General features: G+C 64.3%; 16 protein-coding genes. 9 read left to right on the top strand and 7 right to left on the bottom strand.

Annotated features, from left to right (window positions below):
- Positions 1–167 precede the first annotated feature (167 nt).
- On the bottom strand, positions 168–473 hold the full coding sequence (locus DMX06_RS23560) for a DUF2288 domain-containing protein (protein WP_110739586.1): 306 nt from the start codon (positions 471–473) through the stop codon (positions 168–170).
- A 357-nt stretch (positions 474–830) separates the two neighbouring features.
- Here DMX06_RS23560 and DMX06_RS23550 point away from each other — a divergent pair, with 357 nt between their 5' ends.
- The 7 genes from DMX06_RS23550 (at position 831) to DMX06_RS23515 (ending at position 8449) form a co-directional block, all read left to right on the top strand.
- Positions 831–1946, top strand: a complete 1116-nt coding sequence (locus DMX06_RS23550; RefSeq protein ID WP_110739585.1) for a branched-chain amino acid ABC transporter substrate-binding protein — start codon at positions 831–833, stop codon at positions 1944–1946.
- 236 nt (positions 1947–2182) lie between these two features.
- A complete protein-coding gene (gene livH, locus DMX06_RS23545) occupies positions 2183–3106 on the top strand; it encodes a high-affinity branched-chain amino acid ABC transporter permease LivH (protein WP_028692119.1) in 924 nt (307 codons plus the stop codon).
- Positions 3103–4359: a high-affinity branched-chain amino acid ABC transporter permease LivM gene (locus tag DMX06_RS23540; RefSeq protein ID WP_028692120.1), complete on the top strand. Its 1257-nt coding sequence runs from the start codon at positions 3103–3105 to the stop codon at positions 4357–4359. The genes livH and DMX06_RS23540 overlap by 4 nt, the downstream gene beginning before the upstream one ends.
- The gene (gene livG / locus DMX06_RS23535) at positions 4356–5123 is read left to right on the top strand and encodes a high-affinity branched-chain amino acid ABC transporter ATP-binding protein LivG (protein WP_110739584.1); all 768 of its coding nucleotides are present in this window, start codon (positions 4356–4358) and stop codon (positions 5121–5123) included. Before DMX06_RS23540 ends, livG begins: the two co-directional genes overlap by 4 nt.
- Positions 5124–5825, top strand: a complete 702-nt coding sequence (locus DMX06_RS23530; RefSeq protein ID WP_028692122.1) for an ABC transporter ATP-binding protein — start codon at positions 5124–5126, stop codon at positions 5823–5825.
- 235 nt (positions 5826–6060) lie between these two features.
- The gene (locus DMX06_RS23520; protein WP_110739583.1) at positions 6061–6738 is read left to right on the top strand and encodes a COG3650 family protein; all 678 of its coding nucleotides are present in this window, start codon (positions 6061–6063) and stop codon (positions 6736–6738) included.
- A 103-nt stretch (positions 6739–6841) separates the two neighbouring features.
- A complete protein-coding gene (locus tag DMX06_RS23515) occupies positions 6842–8449 on the top strand; it encodes an NAD(P)/FAD-dependent oxidoreductase (RefSeq protein ID WP_110739582.1) in 1608 nt (535 codons plus the stop codon).
- A gap of 71 nt (positions 8450–8520) precedes the next feature.
- On the opposite strand, the gene DMX06_RS23510 is transcribed toward DMX06_RS23515, so the two are convergent.
- A complete protein-coding gene (locus DMX06_RS23510; RefSeq protein ID WP_110739581.1) occupies positions 8521–8985 on the bottom strand; it encodes a glycine zipper 2TM domain-containing protein in 465 nt (154 codons plus the stop codon).
- A 148-nt stretch (positions 8986–9133) separates the two neighbouring features.
- Here DMX06_RS23510 and DMX06_RS23505 point away from each other — a divergent pair, with 148 nt between their 5' ends.
- Positions 9134–9364: a hypothetical protein gene (locus DMX06_RS23505; protein WP_028692125.1), complete on the top strand. Its 231-nt coding sequence runs from the start codon at positions 9134–9136 to the stop codon at positions 9362–9364.
- 111 nt (positions 9365–9475) lie between these two features.
- On the opposite strand, the gene pdxH is transcribed toward DMX06_RS23505, so the two are convergent.
- The 5 genes from pdxH to dinG all read right to left on the bottom strand — a co-directional run bounded on the left by pdxH (position 9476) and on the right by dinG (position 16977).
- A complete protein-coding gene (gene pdxH / locus DMX06_RS23500; RefSeq protein ID WP_110739580.1) occupies positions 9476–10123 on the bottom strand; it encodes a pyridoxamine 5'-phosphate oxidase in 648 nt (215 codons plus the stop codon).
- 19 nt (positions 10124–10142) lie between these two features.
- The gene (locus tag DMX06_RS23495; protein WP_110739579.1) at positions 10143–11108 is read right to left on the bottom strand and encodes an OmpA family protein; all 966 of its coding nucleotides are present in this window, start codon (positions 11106–11108) and stop codon (positions 10143–10145) included.
- Positions 11109–11207: 99 nt separating this feature from the next.
- Complete coding sequence (locus tag DMX06_RS23490; RefSeq protein ID WP_110739578.1) at positions 11208–12353, bottom strand: serine hydrolase domain-containing protein; 1146 nt, start codon at positions 12351–12353, stop codon at positions 11208–11210.
- Positions 12354–12522: 169 nt separating this feature from the next.
- The gene (locus DMX06_RS23485; protein WP_110739577.1) at positions 12523–14751 is read right to left on the bottom strand and encodes a beta-galactosidase; all 2229 of its coding nucleotides are present in this window, start codon (positions 14749–14751) and stop codon (positions 12523–12525) included.
- Positions 14752–14832: 81 nt separating this feature from the next.
- Positions 14833–16977 (bottom strand): ATP-dependent DNA helicase DinG, encoded by a 2145-nt coding sequence (gene dinG, locus DMX06_RS23480; RefSeq protein ID WP_110739576.1) that lies wholly within the window; start codon positions 16975–16977, stop codon positions 14833–14835.
- Positions 16978–17075: 98 nt separating this feature from the next.
- On the opposite strand from dinG, the gene DMX06_RS23475 reads away from it, so the two are divergent.
- Positions 17076–17436 (top strand): CopD family protein (locus DMX06_RS23475; protein WP_110739575.1); only part of this gene is annotated, 361 nt, incomplete at its 3' end.

Genomic DNA, 17436 nt, shown 5'->3' with positions numbered 1-17436 from the left:
GGGAGCGGGCTTGCCCCGCGATCATTTCGGCCGTATTACGCATCCCGTAAACTGTTACCGCCCCGCCAAATCACCCCGCCACTGTTACCAACTTCCACCTTACGTGAGCGTCAATGCGCACCAGCGCGAGGCGTCTGCGCGTTTTTGCGCACTAAAAAAGCGCGCGCTTATTCCGCTTTCTTCGCCTGGATCACGATGAACGGCGAAACCACCACCGCCCAGATCTCTGGATCGCGGGTTTGCAGGTCGAGCGCCTGCTCGGCGGAAACCGGCCCGACAGTGCCATCACTACGCCACTTGGCAAAGATCTCGCCGCGATTCTCGGCCATCGCCTCGGCAACGGTGATCAGGTCGAGGCTGGGGTCGACCCAAATCAGGTCACCCTTGGCCCAGAAACGCTCCAGGGCTTTCCACTCGATGACGGCGGTCTCGCCGAGCAATTTGGCATAGAGGGTGCTTACTTGATCAGTCATGGGTTTACCTGCGCAAAGATCGTCCAACAAAAAGGCCGGCATTTTTGCAGAAAAACCTGGTTTCAAATACGTAATTTGGTCGATCAGGCCCGAACTTGTGGGGGCGGGCCGCGGATACCGGCAAAGTGATGGCGCTTTTCTGTATCTTTATGTCGACCAGGCGACACCCCTCGAAACAGACGCTTTTCGCCCGCTTTTCAAGCGCTCGGACAGCGCTCTACACTGTACCGGTACAGTTCCGGGACATGTTCCGGGGGAAGGTGGGCTTACGGCATGGCGTAGCCAGGCCGAAATCCCGCCCGGTCTGTAGCCCTGGCCTCAGGACTATAAGAATTACAACAGAATGAGTGGAGCACTATGATCAAGATTTCCAAGCTGTTTGCCGCGATGGTTCTGGCCGGAGTCGCCAGCCATTCGTTTGCCGCCGACACCATCAAGATCGGCATCGCCGGTCCAAAGACCGGGCCGGTGACCCAGTACGGCGACATGCAGTTCGTCGGCGCCAAACAGGCCATCAAGGACATCAACGCCAAGGGCGGCGTCGATGGCAAGATGCTCGAAGCCAAGGAATACGACGACGCGTGCGACCCTAAACAGGCCGTGGCCGTCGCCAACAAAGTGGTCAACGATGGCGTCAAGTACGTGATCGGCCACCTGTGCTCCAGCTCCACCCAGCCTGCGTCCGACATCTACGAAGACGAAGGCGTGATCATGATCACCCCCGCCGCCACTTCCCCGGACATCACCGCGCGTGGCTACAAGATGGTCTTCCGTACCATCGGCCTGGACAGCGCCCAGGGCCCGGCCGCTGGCAACTACATCGCAGACCACGTCAAACCGAAGGTCGTTGCGGTCCTGCACGACAAGCAGCAGTACGGCGAAGGCATCGCCACCGCGGTCAAGACCACCCTCGAGAAGAAAGGCACCAAGGTCGCCGTCTTCGAAGGCCTGAACGCTGGTGACAAGGACTTCTCCTCGATCATCCAGAAGCTCAAGCAGAACAACGTCGACTTCGTCTACTACGGCGGCTACCACCCGGAGCTGGGCCTGATCCTGCGCCAGGCGCAAGAGAAGGGCCTGAAAGCCAAGTTCATGGGTCCGGAAGGCGTGGGTAACGACTCCATCTCGCAGATCGCCCAGGGCGCCTCCGAAGGCCTGCTGGTCACCCTGCCGAAGTCGTTCGACGCCGACCCTGCGAACAAGGCCATCGTCGACGCCATCAAGGCCGATGGCAAGGACCCGAGCGGTCCGTTCGTATTCCCGGCCTACTCGGCTGTCCAGCTGATCGCCGAAGGCATCAAGGCCGCCAAGTCCGAAGACACCGACAAGGTGGCTGCCGCCATCCACGCCGGCACCTTCAAGACCCCGACCGGTGACCTGTCCTACGACGCCAAGGGCGACCTGAAAGACTTCAAGTTCGTGGTCTACGAATGGCACTTCGGCAAGCCGAAGACCGAAGTCTCCCCTCAGTAACTGCGTGACTAATAGCTGACCGAGAAGCCCACTGTGCGAGCAGTGGGCTTTGTTTTACGAGGTTCTATGGACCTGATTCCCGCGATCCGGGAGCCGGTTCACCTGAAAATCTTAAAACCGTCACCCGCGGTTTCCTGGTTGTGCCCGCACAAGATCACGTGGCGTAGACCACGAGAACATGGGCCGGGGTCGTCCCCCGCCAGAGAAATGCAAATCAGGTTTTTAGGAGCGCTGTAATGCCTGAGATCTACCATTTCCTACAACAACTGGTTAACGGATTGACCATCGGCAGTACCTACGCGCTGATCGCCATCGGTTACACGATGGTGTACGGCATCATCGGCATGATCAACTTCGCCCACGGCGAGGTGTACATGATCGGTTCCTACGTGGCCTTCATCGCCCTTGCCGGGCTGGCCATGATGGGCATCCACTCGTTGCCGATCCTGATGACCGTGGCTTTCGTCGCCACGATCTTCGTCACCAGTGCCTACGGCTACAGCATCGAACGGGTCGCCTACCGGCCGCTGCGCAACAGCAACCGGCTGATCCCGCTGATCTCCGCCATCGGCATGTCGATATTCCTGCAGAACACCGTCCTGCTGTCGCAGGACTCAAAAGACAAGTCCATCCCCAACCTGATCCCCGGCAGCTTCTCGTTCGGCCCGGGGGGCGCTGAGGAGGTGCTGGTCTCGTACATGCAGATCCTGGTGTTCGTGGTGACCCTCGTCGCCATGACCTGCCTGACCCTGTTCATCTCCCGTTCCCGCCTGGGGCGTGCCTGCCGCGCCTGCGCCGAGGACATCAAGATGGCCAACCTGCTGGGCATCAACACCAACAACATCATCGCCCTGACCTTCGTCATCGGTGCCGCACTGGCGGCGGTGGCGGCCGTGCTGCTGAGCATGCAGTACGGGGTGATCAACCCCAACGCCGGTTTCCTGGTGGGCCTGAAGGCCTTCACCGCGGCGGTACTGGGCGGCATCGGCAGCATCCCGGGCGCCATGCTCGGCGGGCTGGTGCTGGGCGTGGCCGAAGCGTTCGGCGCCGACATTTTCGGCGACCAGTACAAGGACGTGGTGGCATTCGGTCTTTTGGTTCTTGTCCTGCTGTTCCGGCCGACCGGCATCCTGGGCCGCCCGGAGGTTGAAAAAGTATGAACAGAAATCTCAAACAGGCGTTCTTCAGCGCCTTGCTGGTCTGGGCCGTGGCCTTCCCGGTGCTGGGCCTGAAACTCAGCATCGACGGCATCAGCCTGATCGTGCACAGCCAGGGCTCGTTCACCATCAGCATCATCGCCGCGTGCTCGGTGCTGATGTTCCTGCGCGTACTGTTCGACAAGCAGTGGAGCGCGGTGATGGGGCGCCGCTCTGAGCGCAAGCTGGTACCGCCTTCGGTGACCAACTTCCTCACCCTGCCGAAGACCCAGCGCTGGGTCATCATGGGGCTGATCGTGGCGGCGCTGATCTGGCCGTTCTTCGGCTCGCGCGGCGCGGTCGACATTGCCACGCTGATCCTGATCTACGTGTTGCTGGGCCTTGGCTTGAACATCGTGGTAGGGCTTGCGGGCCTGCTCGACCTGGGCTACGTCGGCTTCTACGCCGTTGGCGCGTACAGCTACGCGATGCTCTCGCATTACCTGGGCTGGAGCTTCTGGGTGTGCCTGCCGATCGCCGGCCTGATGGCCGCCACCTTCGGTTTCCTGCTCGGCTTCCCGGTGCTGCGCCTGCGCGGTGACTACCTGGCGATCGTGACCCTGGGCTTCGGCGAGATCATCCGCCTGTTCCTGCGTAACCTCACCGACTGGACCGGCGGCCCCAACGGCATCAGCAACATCCCCAAGCCGGAGTTCTTCGGCCTGACCTTCGAACGCCGCGCCGCCGAGGGCATGCAGACCTTCCACGAGTTCTTCGGGCTGGAATACAACTCGATCAACAAGGTGATCTTCCTCTACCTGGTGGCCCTGCTGCTGGCACTGCTGGCGTTGTTCGTCATCAACCGCCTGCTGCGCATGCCGATCGGGCGTGCCTGGGAAGCGCTGCGTGAAGACGAGATCGCCTGCCGCGCCCTGGGCCTGAACCCTACCGTGATCAAGCTTTCGGCGTTCACCCTGGGCGCCTGCTTCGCCGGCTTCGCCGGCAGCTTCTTCGCCGCCCGCCAGGGGCTGGTGACGCCGGAATCGTTCACCTTCATCGAGTCGGCGATCATCCTCGCCATCGTCGTGCTGGGCGGCATGGGTTCGCAACTGGGCGTGATTCTCGCGGCCATCGTGATGATCCTGCTGCCGGAGATGATGCGTGAGTTCAGCGAATACCGGATGCTGATGTTCGGTGCGCTGATGGTGTTGATGATGATCTGGCGTCCGCAGGGCCTGCTGCCCATGCAACGTCCGCACATGGAGCTGCCTCGATGAGCCGCGAAATTCTGCAAGTCAGCGGCCTGAGCATGCGCTTCGGCGGCTTGTTGGCGGTCAACGGCGTGGGCCTGACCGTCAAGGAAAAACAGGTGGTGGCATTGATCGGCCCGAACGGTGCCGGCAAGACCACCGTATTCAACTGCCTCACCGGCTTCTACAAGCCCAGCGGCGGCACCATCCTGCTCGACGGCCAGCCGATCCAGGGCCTGGCCGGCCATCAGATCGCCCGCAAGGGCGTGGTGCGGACCTTCCAGAACGTGCGCCTGTTCAAGGAGATGACCGCGCTGGAAAACCTGCTGATCGCCCAGCACCGTCACCTGAACACCAACTTCTTCGCCGGCCTGTTCAAGACCCCGGGTTTTCGCCGCAGCGAGAAGGAGGCCATGGAGCGCGCGCAGTACTGGCTGGAGAAGGTCAACCTGACCGAGTTCGCCAACCGTACCGCCGGCACCCTCGCCTACGGCCAGCAACGGCGCCTGGAAATCGCCCGCTGCATGATGACCCAACCGCGGATCATCATGCTCGACGAACCGGCCGCAGGCCTGAACCCCAAGGAGACCGAGGACCTCAAGGCCCTCATCGCCTACCTGCGCGAATCCCACAACGTGACCGTGCTGCTGATCGAGCACGACATGAAGCTGGTGATGAGCATTTCCGACCACATCGTGGTGATCAACCAGGGCACGCCCCTGGCCGACGGCACGCCGGACGAGATCCGCGGCAACCCTGATGTGATCAAGGCCTACCTGGGGGAGGCGTAAATGCTGAAGTTCGAGAACGTTTCCACCTTCTACGGCAAGATCCAGGCGCTGCACAGCGTCAACGTGGAGATCAACCAGGGCGAGATCGTCACCCTGATCGGCGCCAACGGCGCCGGCAAGTCGACCCTGCTGATGACCCTCTGCGGCTCGCCCCAGGCGAGCAGCGGCAGCATCAAGTACCTGGGTGAGGAGCTGGTCGGCCAGCCATCCTCGCACATCATGCGCAAGAGCATCGCGGTGGTGCCGGAAGGCCGCCGCGTGTTCTCGCGCCTGACCGTCGAGGAAAACCTGGCCATGGGCGGTTTCTTCACCGACAAGGGCGACTACCAGGAGCAGCTGGACAAGGTCCTGCAACTGTTCCCGCGCCTGAAGGAACGCTACATCCAGCGCGGCGGCACCATGTCCGGTGGTGAGCAGCAGATGCTGGCCATCGGCCGGGCGCTGATGAGCAAGCCCAAGCTGCTGTTGCTCGACGAACCGTCGCTGGGCCTGGCGCCGATCATCATCCAGCAGATCTTCGACATCATCGAACAGCTGCGCCGCGACGGCGTGACCGTGTTCCTGGTGGAGCAGAACGCCAACCAGGCACTGAAGATCGCCGACCGGGCGTATGTACTGGAGAATGGCAAGGTGGTGATGCAGGGTACCGGTGAAGCGTTGCTGACCGATCCGAAGGTGCGCGACGCATATCTGGGGGGTTGAATGATCAAAGGGCCTTCGCAAGGCCCTTTTTTCTGCCTGCCAGGAATATATCGCCTATGCCGGCCTCTTCGCGGGTAAACCCGCTCCCACAGGTACATCACTGCATACAAGGGTGGTGGTGAACCTGTGGGAGCGGGTTTACCCGCGAAAGGGCCGACACACGGCCCACTTGTGATCACCGCCCAGCCTCGGTACCGTGGCCCGTTATTCTGCAAAGTCTCCCGGAGCCCGCCCCATGCGCCTCACCCCTTCCCTGCTGCTCACCGCCTTGCTGCCGCTGTTCACCGGCTGCCAGATGCTGGCCGAAAAACCGGTAGACCCGAACCTGGGCACCACCCGCATGCAAGGCGAACTGAGCGCGGCCGGCGGCCATCTCCTGTTCAAGCCCTGCAGCGAAAGCCGCCGCTTCATCGTCAACGACGCCGCCGCGACCGGCATCCTGCAGGAAGCGGCCAACCTGGCCGACGACGCCGGTGACAAGCTGTTCGCCGACGTCCGCGCGCGCATGACCGGCAGCAAGCAGGCCGGCAGCGACGGCCAGCTCGACGTGACCCGCCTGTACCGCCTCGAAACCTCCGAATATTCCGGCTGCGAAGACCCGAACTTCAAGCAACTGACCCTGCGTGCCGGCGGCCACGAGCCGGACTGGGACATCAAGGCCAGCGGCAAGGGCATGGTGCTCAACCGCATCGGCCAGGATCCGCTGGCGCTGCCTTACCTGGAAGAGGCAATGCCCGGCGGCGGCCTGAGCCTGTCCAGCGAGGCCAACGGCCAGCGCGTCGAGCTGTGGGTCGCGCCGCAACGCTGTATCGACGGTGCCACCGGGGCCATCCGCCACCTCAAGGCCGAACTGCGCATCGACGGCAAGACCCTGCAGGGCTGCGCCTACTACGGCGGCGCCCGCGACCTCTGATCGCCAGGCGCTTTTATCCTGCCAGTCGGGGCGGCTAACAGCTTATACTTGGCGGTTTGTGTAAAGCCGCCGGCCGCCCATGGCCGGGATACTGGACCCTGCCATGCTACGAATCACCGAACTGAAGCTGCCCCTGGATCATTCCGACGACGAATTGCGCGCCGCCATCGTCCAGCGCCTGGGCATCAGCGATGAGCAACTGCTCGGCTTCACCCTGTTCAAGCGCAGCTACGATGCGCGCAAGAAGAACAGCGAGTTGCTGTTCATCTACACCATCGACCTTGAAACCAGCAACGAAGCCGAGCTGCTGCGCCGATTCGAAGGCGACGCCAAGATCGGCGTGGCCCCGGACGTCAGCTACAAGTTCGTAGGCCAAGCCCCGGCCGACCTGACGCAGCGGCCGATCGTGGTCGGCTTCGGTCCCTGCGGTATCTTCGCCGGGCTGCTGTTGGCACAGATGGGCTTCAAGCCGATCGTGCTCGAGCGCGGCAAGGAAGTGCGCCAGCGCACCAAGGACACCTGGGGCCTGTGGCGCAAGAGCGTACTCAACCCCGAGTCCAACGTGCAGTTCGGCGAAGGCGGCGCCGGCACCTTCTCCGACGGCAAGCTGTACAGCCAGATCAAGGACCCGAACCACCACGGCCGCAAGGTGCTGGAAGAGTTCGTCAAGGCCGGCGCGCCGGACGAGATCCTCTACATCAACAAGCCGCACATCGGTACCTTCCGCCTGACCAGCATGGTCGAGAAGATGCGTGAAGAAATCATCACCCTGGGCGGCGAGGTGCGCTTCGAGCAGAAGGTCACCGACCTGCTGGTCGACGGCGAACAGCTCACCGGCGTGGTGCTGCAGAGCGGCGAACAGCTGCACTCGCGACATGTGGTCCTTGCCCTGGGTCACAGCGCCCGCGACACTTTCCGCATGCTGCATGCCAAGGGTGTATTCATGGAGGCCAAGCCGTTCTCGGTCGGTTTCCGTATCGAACACCCGCAGTCGCTGATCGACAAGGCACGCCTGGGCAAGTACGCCGGCCACCCGAAGCTCGGCGCCGCCGACTACAAGCTGGTGCACCACGCCAAGAACGGCCGTTCGGTCTACAGCTTCTGCATGTGCCCGGGTGGCACCGTGGTCGCCGCCACCAGCGAACCGGGGCGCGTGGTCACCAACGGCATGAGCCAGTACTCGCGTAATGAGCGCAACGCCAACTCCGGCATCGTCGTCGGCATCGACCCCGAGCGCGACTACCCGGGTGGCCCGCTGGCCGGCATCGAGCTGCAAGAGCGCCTGGAAGCTCATGCCTACGTGATGGGCGGTAGCAACTACCAGGCTCCCGCGCAGTTGGTGGGCGACTTCGTCGCCGGCCGCCCGTCCACCGCGTTGGGCAGCGTCGAGCCGTCCTACAAGCCGGGCGTGACCCTGGGCGACCTGGCCCCGAGCCTGCCGGACTTCGCCATCGAGGCGATCCGTGAGGCGCTGCCGGCCTTCGACCGCCAGATCAAGGGTTACAACCTGCACGATGCGGTACTGACCGGGATCGAGACCCGCACCTCATCGCCGCTGCGCATCACCCGTGATGCCAGCTTCCAGAGCCTCAACCTCAAGGGCCTGTTCCCGGCGGGCGAAGGCGCGGGCTACGCTGGCGGCATTCTGTCGGCGGGCGTGGATGGCATCCGTATCGCCGAGGCGGTGGCGCGGGACATGCTCGGCCTGTAATCCCACTGCGGGGCAAGCAAAAGAAAACCCCGAACAGGCCAGGCCGGTTCGGGGTTTCTTTTGTGCGGTGATCAGTGAGTGACGCGGCTGGTGCCATCGACAGTCATGATGCGCACGCGCTCGCCAACACGGAAGATTTCGTTCTGCTGCACTTGCTGCACGTAGGCACGCATGCTGCCATCGTCTTCACGCACGGTGATCTCGACGCCCTGGGTGCGGGTCAGGCCTTCTTCGGCGGCCGAACCTGCCAGGCCACCGGCCACGGCACCGATCACCGCAGCGACGATGCTGCCACGGCCACCACCGATGGCGCTACCGGCGACGCCACCGACGATGGCACCGGCACCACCGCCGATCGGCGTCTTGGTGCCTTCGATCTTCACCGGACGCAGGGATTCGATGGTGCCCATGCGCACGGTCTGCACGCGGCGGGCCTCATCACGGGAGTAGCTGTCGCCGGTCAGCGACGACTGGCAGCCGCCCAGCAGCAGCGACACGGTGGTGAAGCTGGCCAGCAGCAAAGCGGATTTACGCATGGGGTCAATCTCCATAAGACAGGTGTCCATTAGACTCCGCACCTTGACAAGTGTCACGGCGCAAACGTTATAAAATTGTTTTCATTCAGCCCAGGTACAGCCTGCGTCGACTTAGGTGGCGGGCTTTCACGTGAGACCAAGGATAGCCATGGATTACTTCATCGTCGTCGTGGTGACTATCGCCGGCCTGTATTTTCACGGCTGGCTTTATGTGCGCATGCGGCGCTGGATGGACCGCGACCTGGCGTTGTCGCTGGCGGGAGAGGACCCGGCGAAGCGGGATTTCATGCTCAAGCTGCTGGAGCGGGCGCGGGTGGAGAAGGTGCGGCGCAAGGAGTTGGCGGCGTGGCTGGAGCGGGAAGCGGCGGGGTATCGGTAATGCTGGGGCTGCTTTGCAGCCTATCGCGGCACAAGGCCGCTCCTACAGGGGTTACGCGATTCCTGTAGGAGCGGCCTTGTGCCGCGATGGGGCGCGCAGCGGCCCCGCATATCAGGGCGCCAGGCGCTCGCGTAGCCACTGACCATCGACCAGTCGGTAGTTCAACCGGTCATGTAAGCGACTTGCCCTTCCCTGCCAGAACTCGACACGCTCCGGCACCAGGCGGTAGCCGCCCCAGTGTTCCGGGCAATGCGGTTGCGTGTCGGAAAAGCGCGCCTCGGTGGCCTTGACCAACCCCTCGAGCTCCTCACGGTCGGCAATCACCCGGCTCTGCGGCGACGCCCAGGCGCCCAGGCGACTGCCTAAAGGACGCACTTGGTAGTAATCGTCCGACTCCTTGGCCGTGACCTTTTCCACCTGCCCTTCGATTCGCACCTGACGCTCCAGCGCCGGCCAGAAGAAGGTCATGGCCGCGAAAGGGTTCGCCGCGATGTGCTGGCCCTTGGCGCTTTCGTAATTGGTGAAGAAGGTGAACCCCCGGGCATCGAGGGCCTTGAGCAACAGCACCCGGCAATGCGGACGGCCGTCGGCGTCGACGGTCGCCAGGGTCATGGCGTTGGCTTCCACCGGCAGCTGCTCGGTCTTCAGCGCATCGGCGAACCAGTGATGGAACAGCGCGAACGGCTCCCCCGGGGCCTGGGCTTCAGCCAGGCCATCACGGGTGTAGTCGCGGCGCATATCGGCCAGGGATTGGGTCATGACTGCGTTTCCTTGACGATCAGTTGGTCTTCGCAGGGCTGTTGGCGGCGACTTTCTTGTCGGTGGCGGCCTTCTTCGCGGCGGGCTTGGCCGGAGCGGCTTTCTTCTTCGCGGCGGTGCTGGCCTTGGCAGGTGCCTTGGCCTTGGCGGCCGGCTTTTTCGCGGCTGGCTTGGCAGCGGCCTTGGCCGCCGGGGCCTTGGCGTCCTGGGTGGCGACCATTGCCGCCGGGGCCGGTGCCGGAGCGGCCTGCTGGTACTTGGCCAGCAGCGCGATCATGGTGTTCTGCGGGGTCAGCAGCAGCTCGACGCGGCGGTTCAGGGCGCGACCCTCTGCGCTGTCGTTGGCGGCGCGCGGCATTACCGAGCCCATGCCCTTGAGCATCAGGCGGTCACGCTGCAGGCCGCTGAGGCGGAAGATTGCCGATACCGAGGCGGCGCGCTCGAGGCTGAGCTTCTGGTTGGCGGCGGTAGCGCCGCTGCTGTCGGCGTGGCCAAGCACCAGCACGGCGGTCTTGGTGTCGGTCTCGATGGCCTTGGCCACTTGGGTGATCGGGCCGAGGGTGACCGGCAGCAGCATGTTCGGACGGTCCGGGTTGTAGGAACTGTCCACCGGAATGGTCACCGCCAGCACATCCTCACGGCGTTCGAGTTCGAACTTGCTGCCCTTGATCGCTTCGCGGACCTTTGGCTCGTACTGGTCAAGCCAGGCCTGGGTGGCCTTCTGGTCGATCTTCGGCACCGCCGCGACCTTGTCCTTCTTCTCGTCGCTACCGAACGGCCACCACCAACGGCTGGCGCTTTCGGACTTGGCATCGGCCTTGGCGACGTTTTCGACGACGGCCTCCTTCACTTCCTTGTCGGCGACCTTGTCCGAGCCGAAGGGCCACCAGTTCAGGCCACTGTCCTTGGCGGAGTCCTGGGAATGGCTGGCGCAGCCGGTCATGGCCAGGCACAGGGCGAGTGCTAAGGTTTTATGTGAAGACATCAGCGATACACCATGAAATAGAAAGAAATTTTGCCCATACGCGTCAGGCGTTGGCATTGAGGATAGTCAAAGGGTCCGGGCAATACCCGCATTACCCGATCAAAGGCAACTGCCAAGGACCCGCACTAGGTGTTGGGCGCGCGGGTCCATCAGCACGTAGGGGCCAAGGGTATTGGTAACGAAGCCAAAGGCCACGTCGTGTTCGGGATCGGCAAAACCGACCGAGCCGCCCGCACCGGGATGGCCGAACGCCCGTGCGCCAAGGCCGAAGGTGGCGTTGGCCACCTCTGGCTGGTCGAGCATGCAGCCCAGGCCGAAGCGCGTCTGGGTCAACAGGGTGCGGTCCTGGCCGAGGCTGTGCTCGCGGGTCAGTTCGTCGAGCAGCTCGGACTCCAGCAGGCTGCCGTCGAGCAGGCCGGCATAGAAGCCCGCGAGGCTGCGGGCGTTGCCGTGGCCATTGGCCGCCGGCTGCTGCATGCGTCGCCATTCGGGCTTGTTGGTGCTGGTGAGGATCGCCGGTGGGTTGGTGAAGGCCCGGGTGGACAGGGCCTCGGGCTCGCGCATCGTGACCTGCAGCAGGCGCTGGGCCGCGGCGTCCCCGGGGTTACCCTTGCCGCGTGCGATATGCGCCACGCGGTGGAACTCGTCGTCCGCCAGGCCGACATGGAAATCCAGACCCAATGGACGGGCGGTGCGGGCCACGATCGAGTCGCCGGGCCCGCGGCCGTCGGCGCGGCGGATCAGCTCCCCGATCAGCCAGCCATAGGTGATTGCCGCGTAACCGTGTTCGCTGCCGGGTGTCCACCAGGGGGCCTCGGCTGCCAGGGCATCGACCATGGCTTGCCAGTCGTACAGCGCCTCGGCCGGCAGCAGCTCGCGAATGGCCGGCAGGCCGGCACGGTGGCTGAGCAACTGGCGCAGGGTGACCTGTTCCTTGCCGGCCTGGGCGAACTCCGGCCAGTAGCGCGCCACCGGCGCATCGAGGGCCAGTTTGCCCTCGCCTACCAGCTGCAAGGCGGTAACGGCAGTGAAGGTCTTGGTGCAGGAGAACAGGTTGGCGATGGTGTCGCTGTGCCAGGCCTCGCGGCCGTCCTTGTCGGCGCTGCCGGCCCACAGGTCGACCACGGTCTCGCCGCCGACCTGGATGCACAATGCGGCACCACGCTCCTGGGGATCCTCGAACAACGCGGCGAAGGCATCGCGCACCGCCTCGAACTTCAGCTCATAGTGACCCTGGATCTGCACCCGACTACCTCTCTGTACGGCCTGGCTTGCAAAGGGGTGCATTGTTTCAGTAGTTGGGCGATTTGCAAACTGGATATGGCTGGGTGGTTGCCAGGGGCGCGCTTGTTCCCTGGTGGAACGCTATCGCGGTGCAAGCCCACTCCCACGAAAGCACCCCCAGGGACAGCGCTCATTTTTTTGGGGCGGGCTTGTCCAGTTCGGTGCGTAGCTGCGTGAGGATCTGCAGGTTGCTCCGGCGCACGGTTTCGACGAAGCCCGGGTAGCTCACGTCGGTAATGGCCACCAGGCCCAGATGGCCGTTCTCGCCATCCAGCAGCCTGCCGCTGGCCGGTTGGTCGAGATACTGGAACCAGTGCGCGCCGACGATCATCGGCTGGGCCATGGCGGCTTTGAGGAAGTTGGCGTAGGCCGGGCCGCGATCTTCCTCGCGGGCCACTTCCAGCGGGCCTGGCCAGAACGGGCCACGGTCGCGGGAACCGAACTGGAACTCCGAGACCAGCACGGGCTTGTCCAGCTCGGCCAACCGGGCGAAATCGTAGCCGTCTTCAGGCTTCAAGGTATAGAAGTTGAAGCTCAGCACATCGCAGAACCTGGCGCAGGCCTTCACCGCCTCGGGCGTGCTGACCGCGTAGCGTCCGCCCAGCAGCAGATGATTGGGCGCATGCCATTTCAGGGCATCGGAAATGGTCTTGAAATAGGTTTCGGCAAACACCTGCTGGAAATACTGGTAGTCGCGCTCGATTTCCGGGTGTTCGGGGTTGGGCAAGGGTGCCTCGAATCCCGGGTCCTCCATCAGTTCCCAGGCAGTCAGCTCGATCCCCCAGGCCTTGGACAACCCTTCCTGGTTGCGGTACTTGTCCCGGAGCTGCTTGAGGAAAGCACGCTTGGCCGGTACATCGGTGGTCAGGCGCAAGGTGCCGTAGGCCAGGCCATAGCGTGCCTTGGGATCGTCGCCGGGGGCGGCCCAGGCCAGTTCGTTGTCGGCGAAATAACCGATCAGCCAGGGATCGTCGCGATGATCCCGGGCGGCGATCGCCACGGCGCGCTCGGTCGCCATGGCGAAGCGCGGGTCGAACGGGTCGGGCATGCGTCCCCACCAGTCCATGCCGGTACTGATGCTGGCGTAATCACCGACAATCGACAATGGCAAGGTAAACGGCAGGCGCTTGGCTTGAGCGAGCGTCGGGTCGCTCCAGTTGCCGAGGGTGTTGAAGCCCCAGGCCTGCAGGCGGTCCAGGGTGTGGGCCTGCCAGCGTTGGGCGTCCAAGGCCGGCGCCGGGCAGGCCGTGCCATCCTGTGGGCAAGGCTTGCCGTAGGTGCGCTGCAGGTTGGCCGCATAGAAATCGAACCAGCGCCCTTGCTTGAAGCCCCGGCCCTGGGACGAGGCATTACCGTCGTCGTTATTGCCCTCGCCGTAGAAGGCGTTCATGGCTTCGCCCTCGCCTGGCAAGCCCTTGAACATGCCTTCGCGGCCGGCGACATAGGTGCGCCCGCCATCGGCGGCAACGGCATTGACGCCGAGCGAATAGAACGGATGCCCGTCGGGCGTCACCAGGTACCAGCGCCCGTCGCGCTTCTCGGTGCGGAAGAAACCCTTGGCTTCGAAAGCCGGCCCCGCGAGCAGGCCGCCATAGGTGTCCAGCTTGAGTTTTTTTCGCTCGGCCAGCCAGGCCTTGAGTTGTGCCTGTTCACGGTTGTCGGCGACCTTGAGCTGCTCATCGCCGACGATCTTCTCCGGCCAGCGACCACGAGTCGACTGCCCATAGGCATCGATCAATTCGCTGTAGGCAGCCTTGAACGCCTGGTCGTCATCCTGCAGGCCGACTTTCTCGATCAACAGGCTCTGGGCCACCTTGGGGCCGGGAATGCTCAGGCTGATCGAAGTGACCTGCGCCAGGTCCACCGCGCCTTCGCTGCTGGTGAGCAGCAAGCGTTGCCCTTCGAAGGTCCAGGGCATCGGCGGCCCGGCACGCATGCCCTGGCTCAGCGGCGAACTGGCCTTGAGCGGAACCATCACGGTCTGCGCGGGCCCGGCCGGCAGGTCGATGCGGCTGGTGAGGGTACGTCCATCGCTGCTTTGCACCGTCACATCGACGGTCAGCGCCCAGTCCATCCCGCTCTGCAGGCGCAGGGTCAGTGCCTGGCCGGCGCTCCAGTCCCACGCTCCGCCTTGCGGCGCGAGGCGCAGGGTCGGCTGCGCCACCGGGTTGAACACCACCCGCCGCAACACTTCGCCTTCGGCTGTCTGTTCCGCGTTGTACTGCGGCAGGCTGGCGTCCTGGGTGACGACATTCACCACCGAGGCCGGGCGCACGAAACTGAACAGCGTCTGTTGCCCGGCCAGCAAGGGCGCACTGAACAACAGGGAGAACACGACAGGCAGGGTGCGGCGGATCATAGGGCGGTGACTCTCCTTCGGAACCCGTCATGGGCTCGCAATCGAGTAATGGACAACGGGATGTGCATCTTGCTCCGGCGCTCAGCCGATTTCCCGTCGGAACGGTGGCAGCGCATTGAGGATAGCCTTGCCGTAGCGTTGCGTGACCAGACGGCGGTCAAGCAAGGTGATGACGCCACGGTCCTGCTCGGTGCGCAGCAGCCGGCCACAGGCCTGGATCAGGCGCAGCGAGGCGTCGGGCACGGCGATTTCCATGAACGGGTTGCCGCCACGGGCCTCGATCCACTCGGCCAACGCGGCCTCGACCGGATCATCCGGTACCGCGAAGGGGATCTTGGCGATCACCACGTGCTCGCAGTAGGCACCCGGCAGGTCGACACCCTCGGCGAAACTGGCCAGGCCGAACAACACGCTGTGCTGGCCGTCGTCGACCCGCGCCTTGTGCTTGTTCAGGGTTTCCTGCTTGGACAGGTTGCCCTGGATCAGCACCAGCTTGCGCCAGTCGCGGTCCAGGCCGTCGAACACGTCCTGCATCTGCTTGCGCGAGGAGAACAGCACCAGTGCGCCACGCGCATCCTCGACGATGCCCGGCAGCTCGCGGATGATCGCCGCGGTGTGCGCCGTGGCGTCCCGCGGATCGGCGCCCAGGTCGGGCACTCGCAGCAGGCCGGCGTCGCCATGCACGAACGGGCTGGGTACCACGCACTGCACTGCGTCGCGAGGCAGGCCCGAACGCATGCGGAAGCGGTCGAACTTGCCCAGGGCGGTCAGCGTCGCCGAGGTCACCAGGGCGCCATGAGCCACGTTCCACAAGCTCTTGCGCAGCATCTCGGCGGCCAGGATGGGGCTTGCGTTGACCTCGATGTCGAACAGCGCGCCGCTTTCGGCCAGGGTCAGCCAGCGGGCCATGGGCGGATTGTCTTCCGGGTCTTCGGCGGTGAACGCGGTCCACAGCTCCCAGTTACCCTGGGCGCGGGTCACCAGGCTGCCGAACAGCGGGTACCACTCTTCGGCCTGGTGGCTGGCGATACCGATGTTGTTCTCGCCGTCCATGCCTTCCTTGAGCAGGTCGGCCAGGCGGGTGAACAGGTCGTTGAGGCGGGCGAAGCCTTTCTTGAGCTCGATGCCGACCTCGCGGATCTGCTCCGGCACCACGCCGCCTTCGAAACGGTAGCGCGGGCGGTCACGGCCTTCCATGTCCTCGCCGGCGCGAAAATCCGCCACCTGCTCACAGAGGGTGAACATGAACTGCTGCTGGGTGCGGACCTCCCGCGCCAGCTCCGGAACCTGCTCGATGTACTTGCCAAGGTCGCCCGGCAGCGGATGCTGGGCCAGCAGCTTGGTCAGGTTCTTGGCGGTCTGCTCCAGCCAGTCGGCGGTGGAGCGCAGGCGCGAATAGTGGGCGAAGTGGCCGATGGCCTTGTCGGGCAGGTGGTGGCCTTCGTCGAACACGTACATGGTGTCGCGCGGGTCGGGCAGCACGGCGCCACCGCCCAGGGCCAGGTCGGCCAGGACCATGTCGTGGTTGGTGACGATCACGTCGACCTTGCCCATGCCTTCACGGGCCTTGTAGAACACGCACTGCTGGAAGTTCGGGCAATGCCGGCCGGTGCACTGGCTGTGGTCGGTGGTCAGGCGTGCCCAGTCCTGGTCCTCGACAGCCTCCGACCAGCTGTCGCGGTCGCCGTCCCAGCGGTTGCCGGCGAGCTTCTCGATCATGCTGTTGAACAATTTCTGGCTGCGCTCGTCAACCTCGATGCGAAAGCCCTCTTCCTCGAACAACTGGGCGGTGGCCGATTGGGCGTGGCCTTCCTGCAGGAGGATGTCCAGCTTGGACAGGCACAGGTAGCGGCCGCGCCCCTTGGCCAGGGCAAAGCTGAAGTTCAGCCCGCTGTTGCGCATCAGGTCGGGCAGGTCCTTGAAGACGATCTGCTCTTGCAGGGCCACGGTCGCGGTGGCGATTACCAGGCGCTTGCCGGCGGCCTTGGCGGCGGGGATCGCGGCCAGGCTGTAGGCGACGGTCTTGCCGGTACCGGTGCCGGCCTCGACAGCCACCACGGCGGGCTCGCCGGCACGGCGGCCGTCGTCGTCGCAGGCGATGTCGCCGAGCACCTTGGCCACTTCGGCGATCATCAGGCGCTGGCCGTAGCGTGGCTTGAGGCTTTTGGCTTCGAGGAAACGCGAGTAGGCGCCCTGGATGGTGGCTTTGAGTTCGTTGCTGATCATGGTCTGCAGGCGCCCGGAGGGCTGGATATATTTTCAGTGTTTCGCATGGGCCGGCTATCATACCCCGCTATTGCCCTTTGTGCCGCATGGAGATCCGGATGCTTGCCTTTGCCCTGCCCTACACCTTGCATGTCCTGGCCGCCCTCGTCTGGGTCGGGGGGATGTTCTTCGCCTGGCTGGTGCTGCGGCCGGCAACGGTTGCCGCGCTGGAGGGGCCTGCGCGGCTGCGGTTGTGGGTGGAGGTTTTCCAGCGGTTCTTCAGATGGGTCTGGCTGGCGGTGGCGGTATTGGCTGTCAGCGGGGTCGGGATGATTCACCTGCGGTTTGCCGGGTTCGAGACCGCGCCTCGTTACGTGCAGCTGATGATTGGCGGGGGGATAGTCATGTTTGCGTTGTTCATGCGGATTCAGTCTTTGTTGCTGCCTGAGCTGCGTGCGGCGGTGGAGGCTGGGTATTGGG

Origin of the sequence: Pseudomonas mosselii, assembly GCF_003205295.1 — a bacterium.
Taxonomy (GTDB): domain Bacteria; phylum Pseudomonadota; class Gammaproteobacteria; order Pseudomonadales; family Pseudomonadaceae; genus Aquipseudomonas; species Aquipseudomonas mosselii_B.
This window is presented reverse-complemented; position numbering and strand designations above follow the sequence as displayed.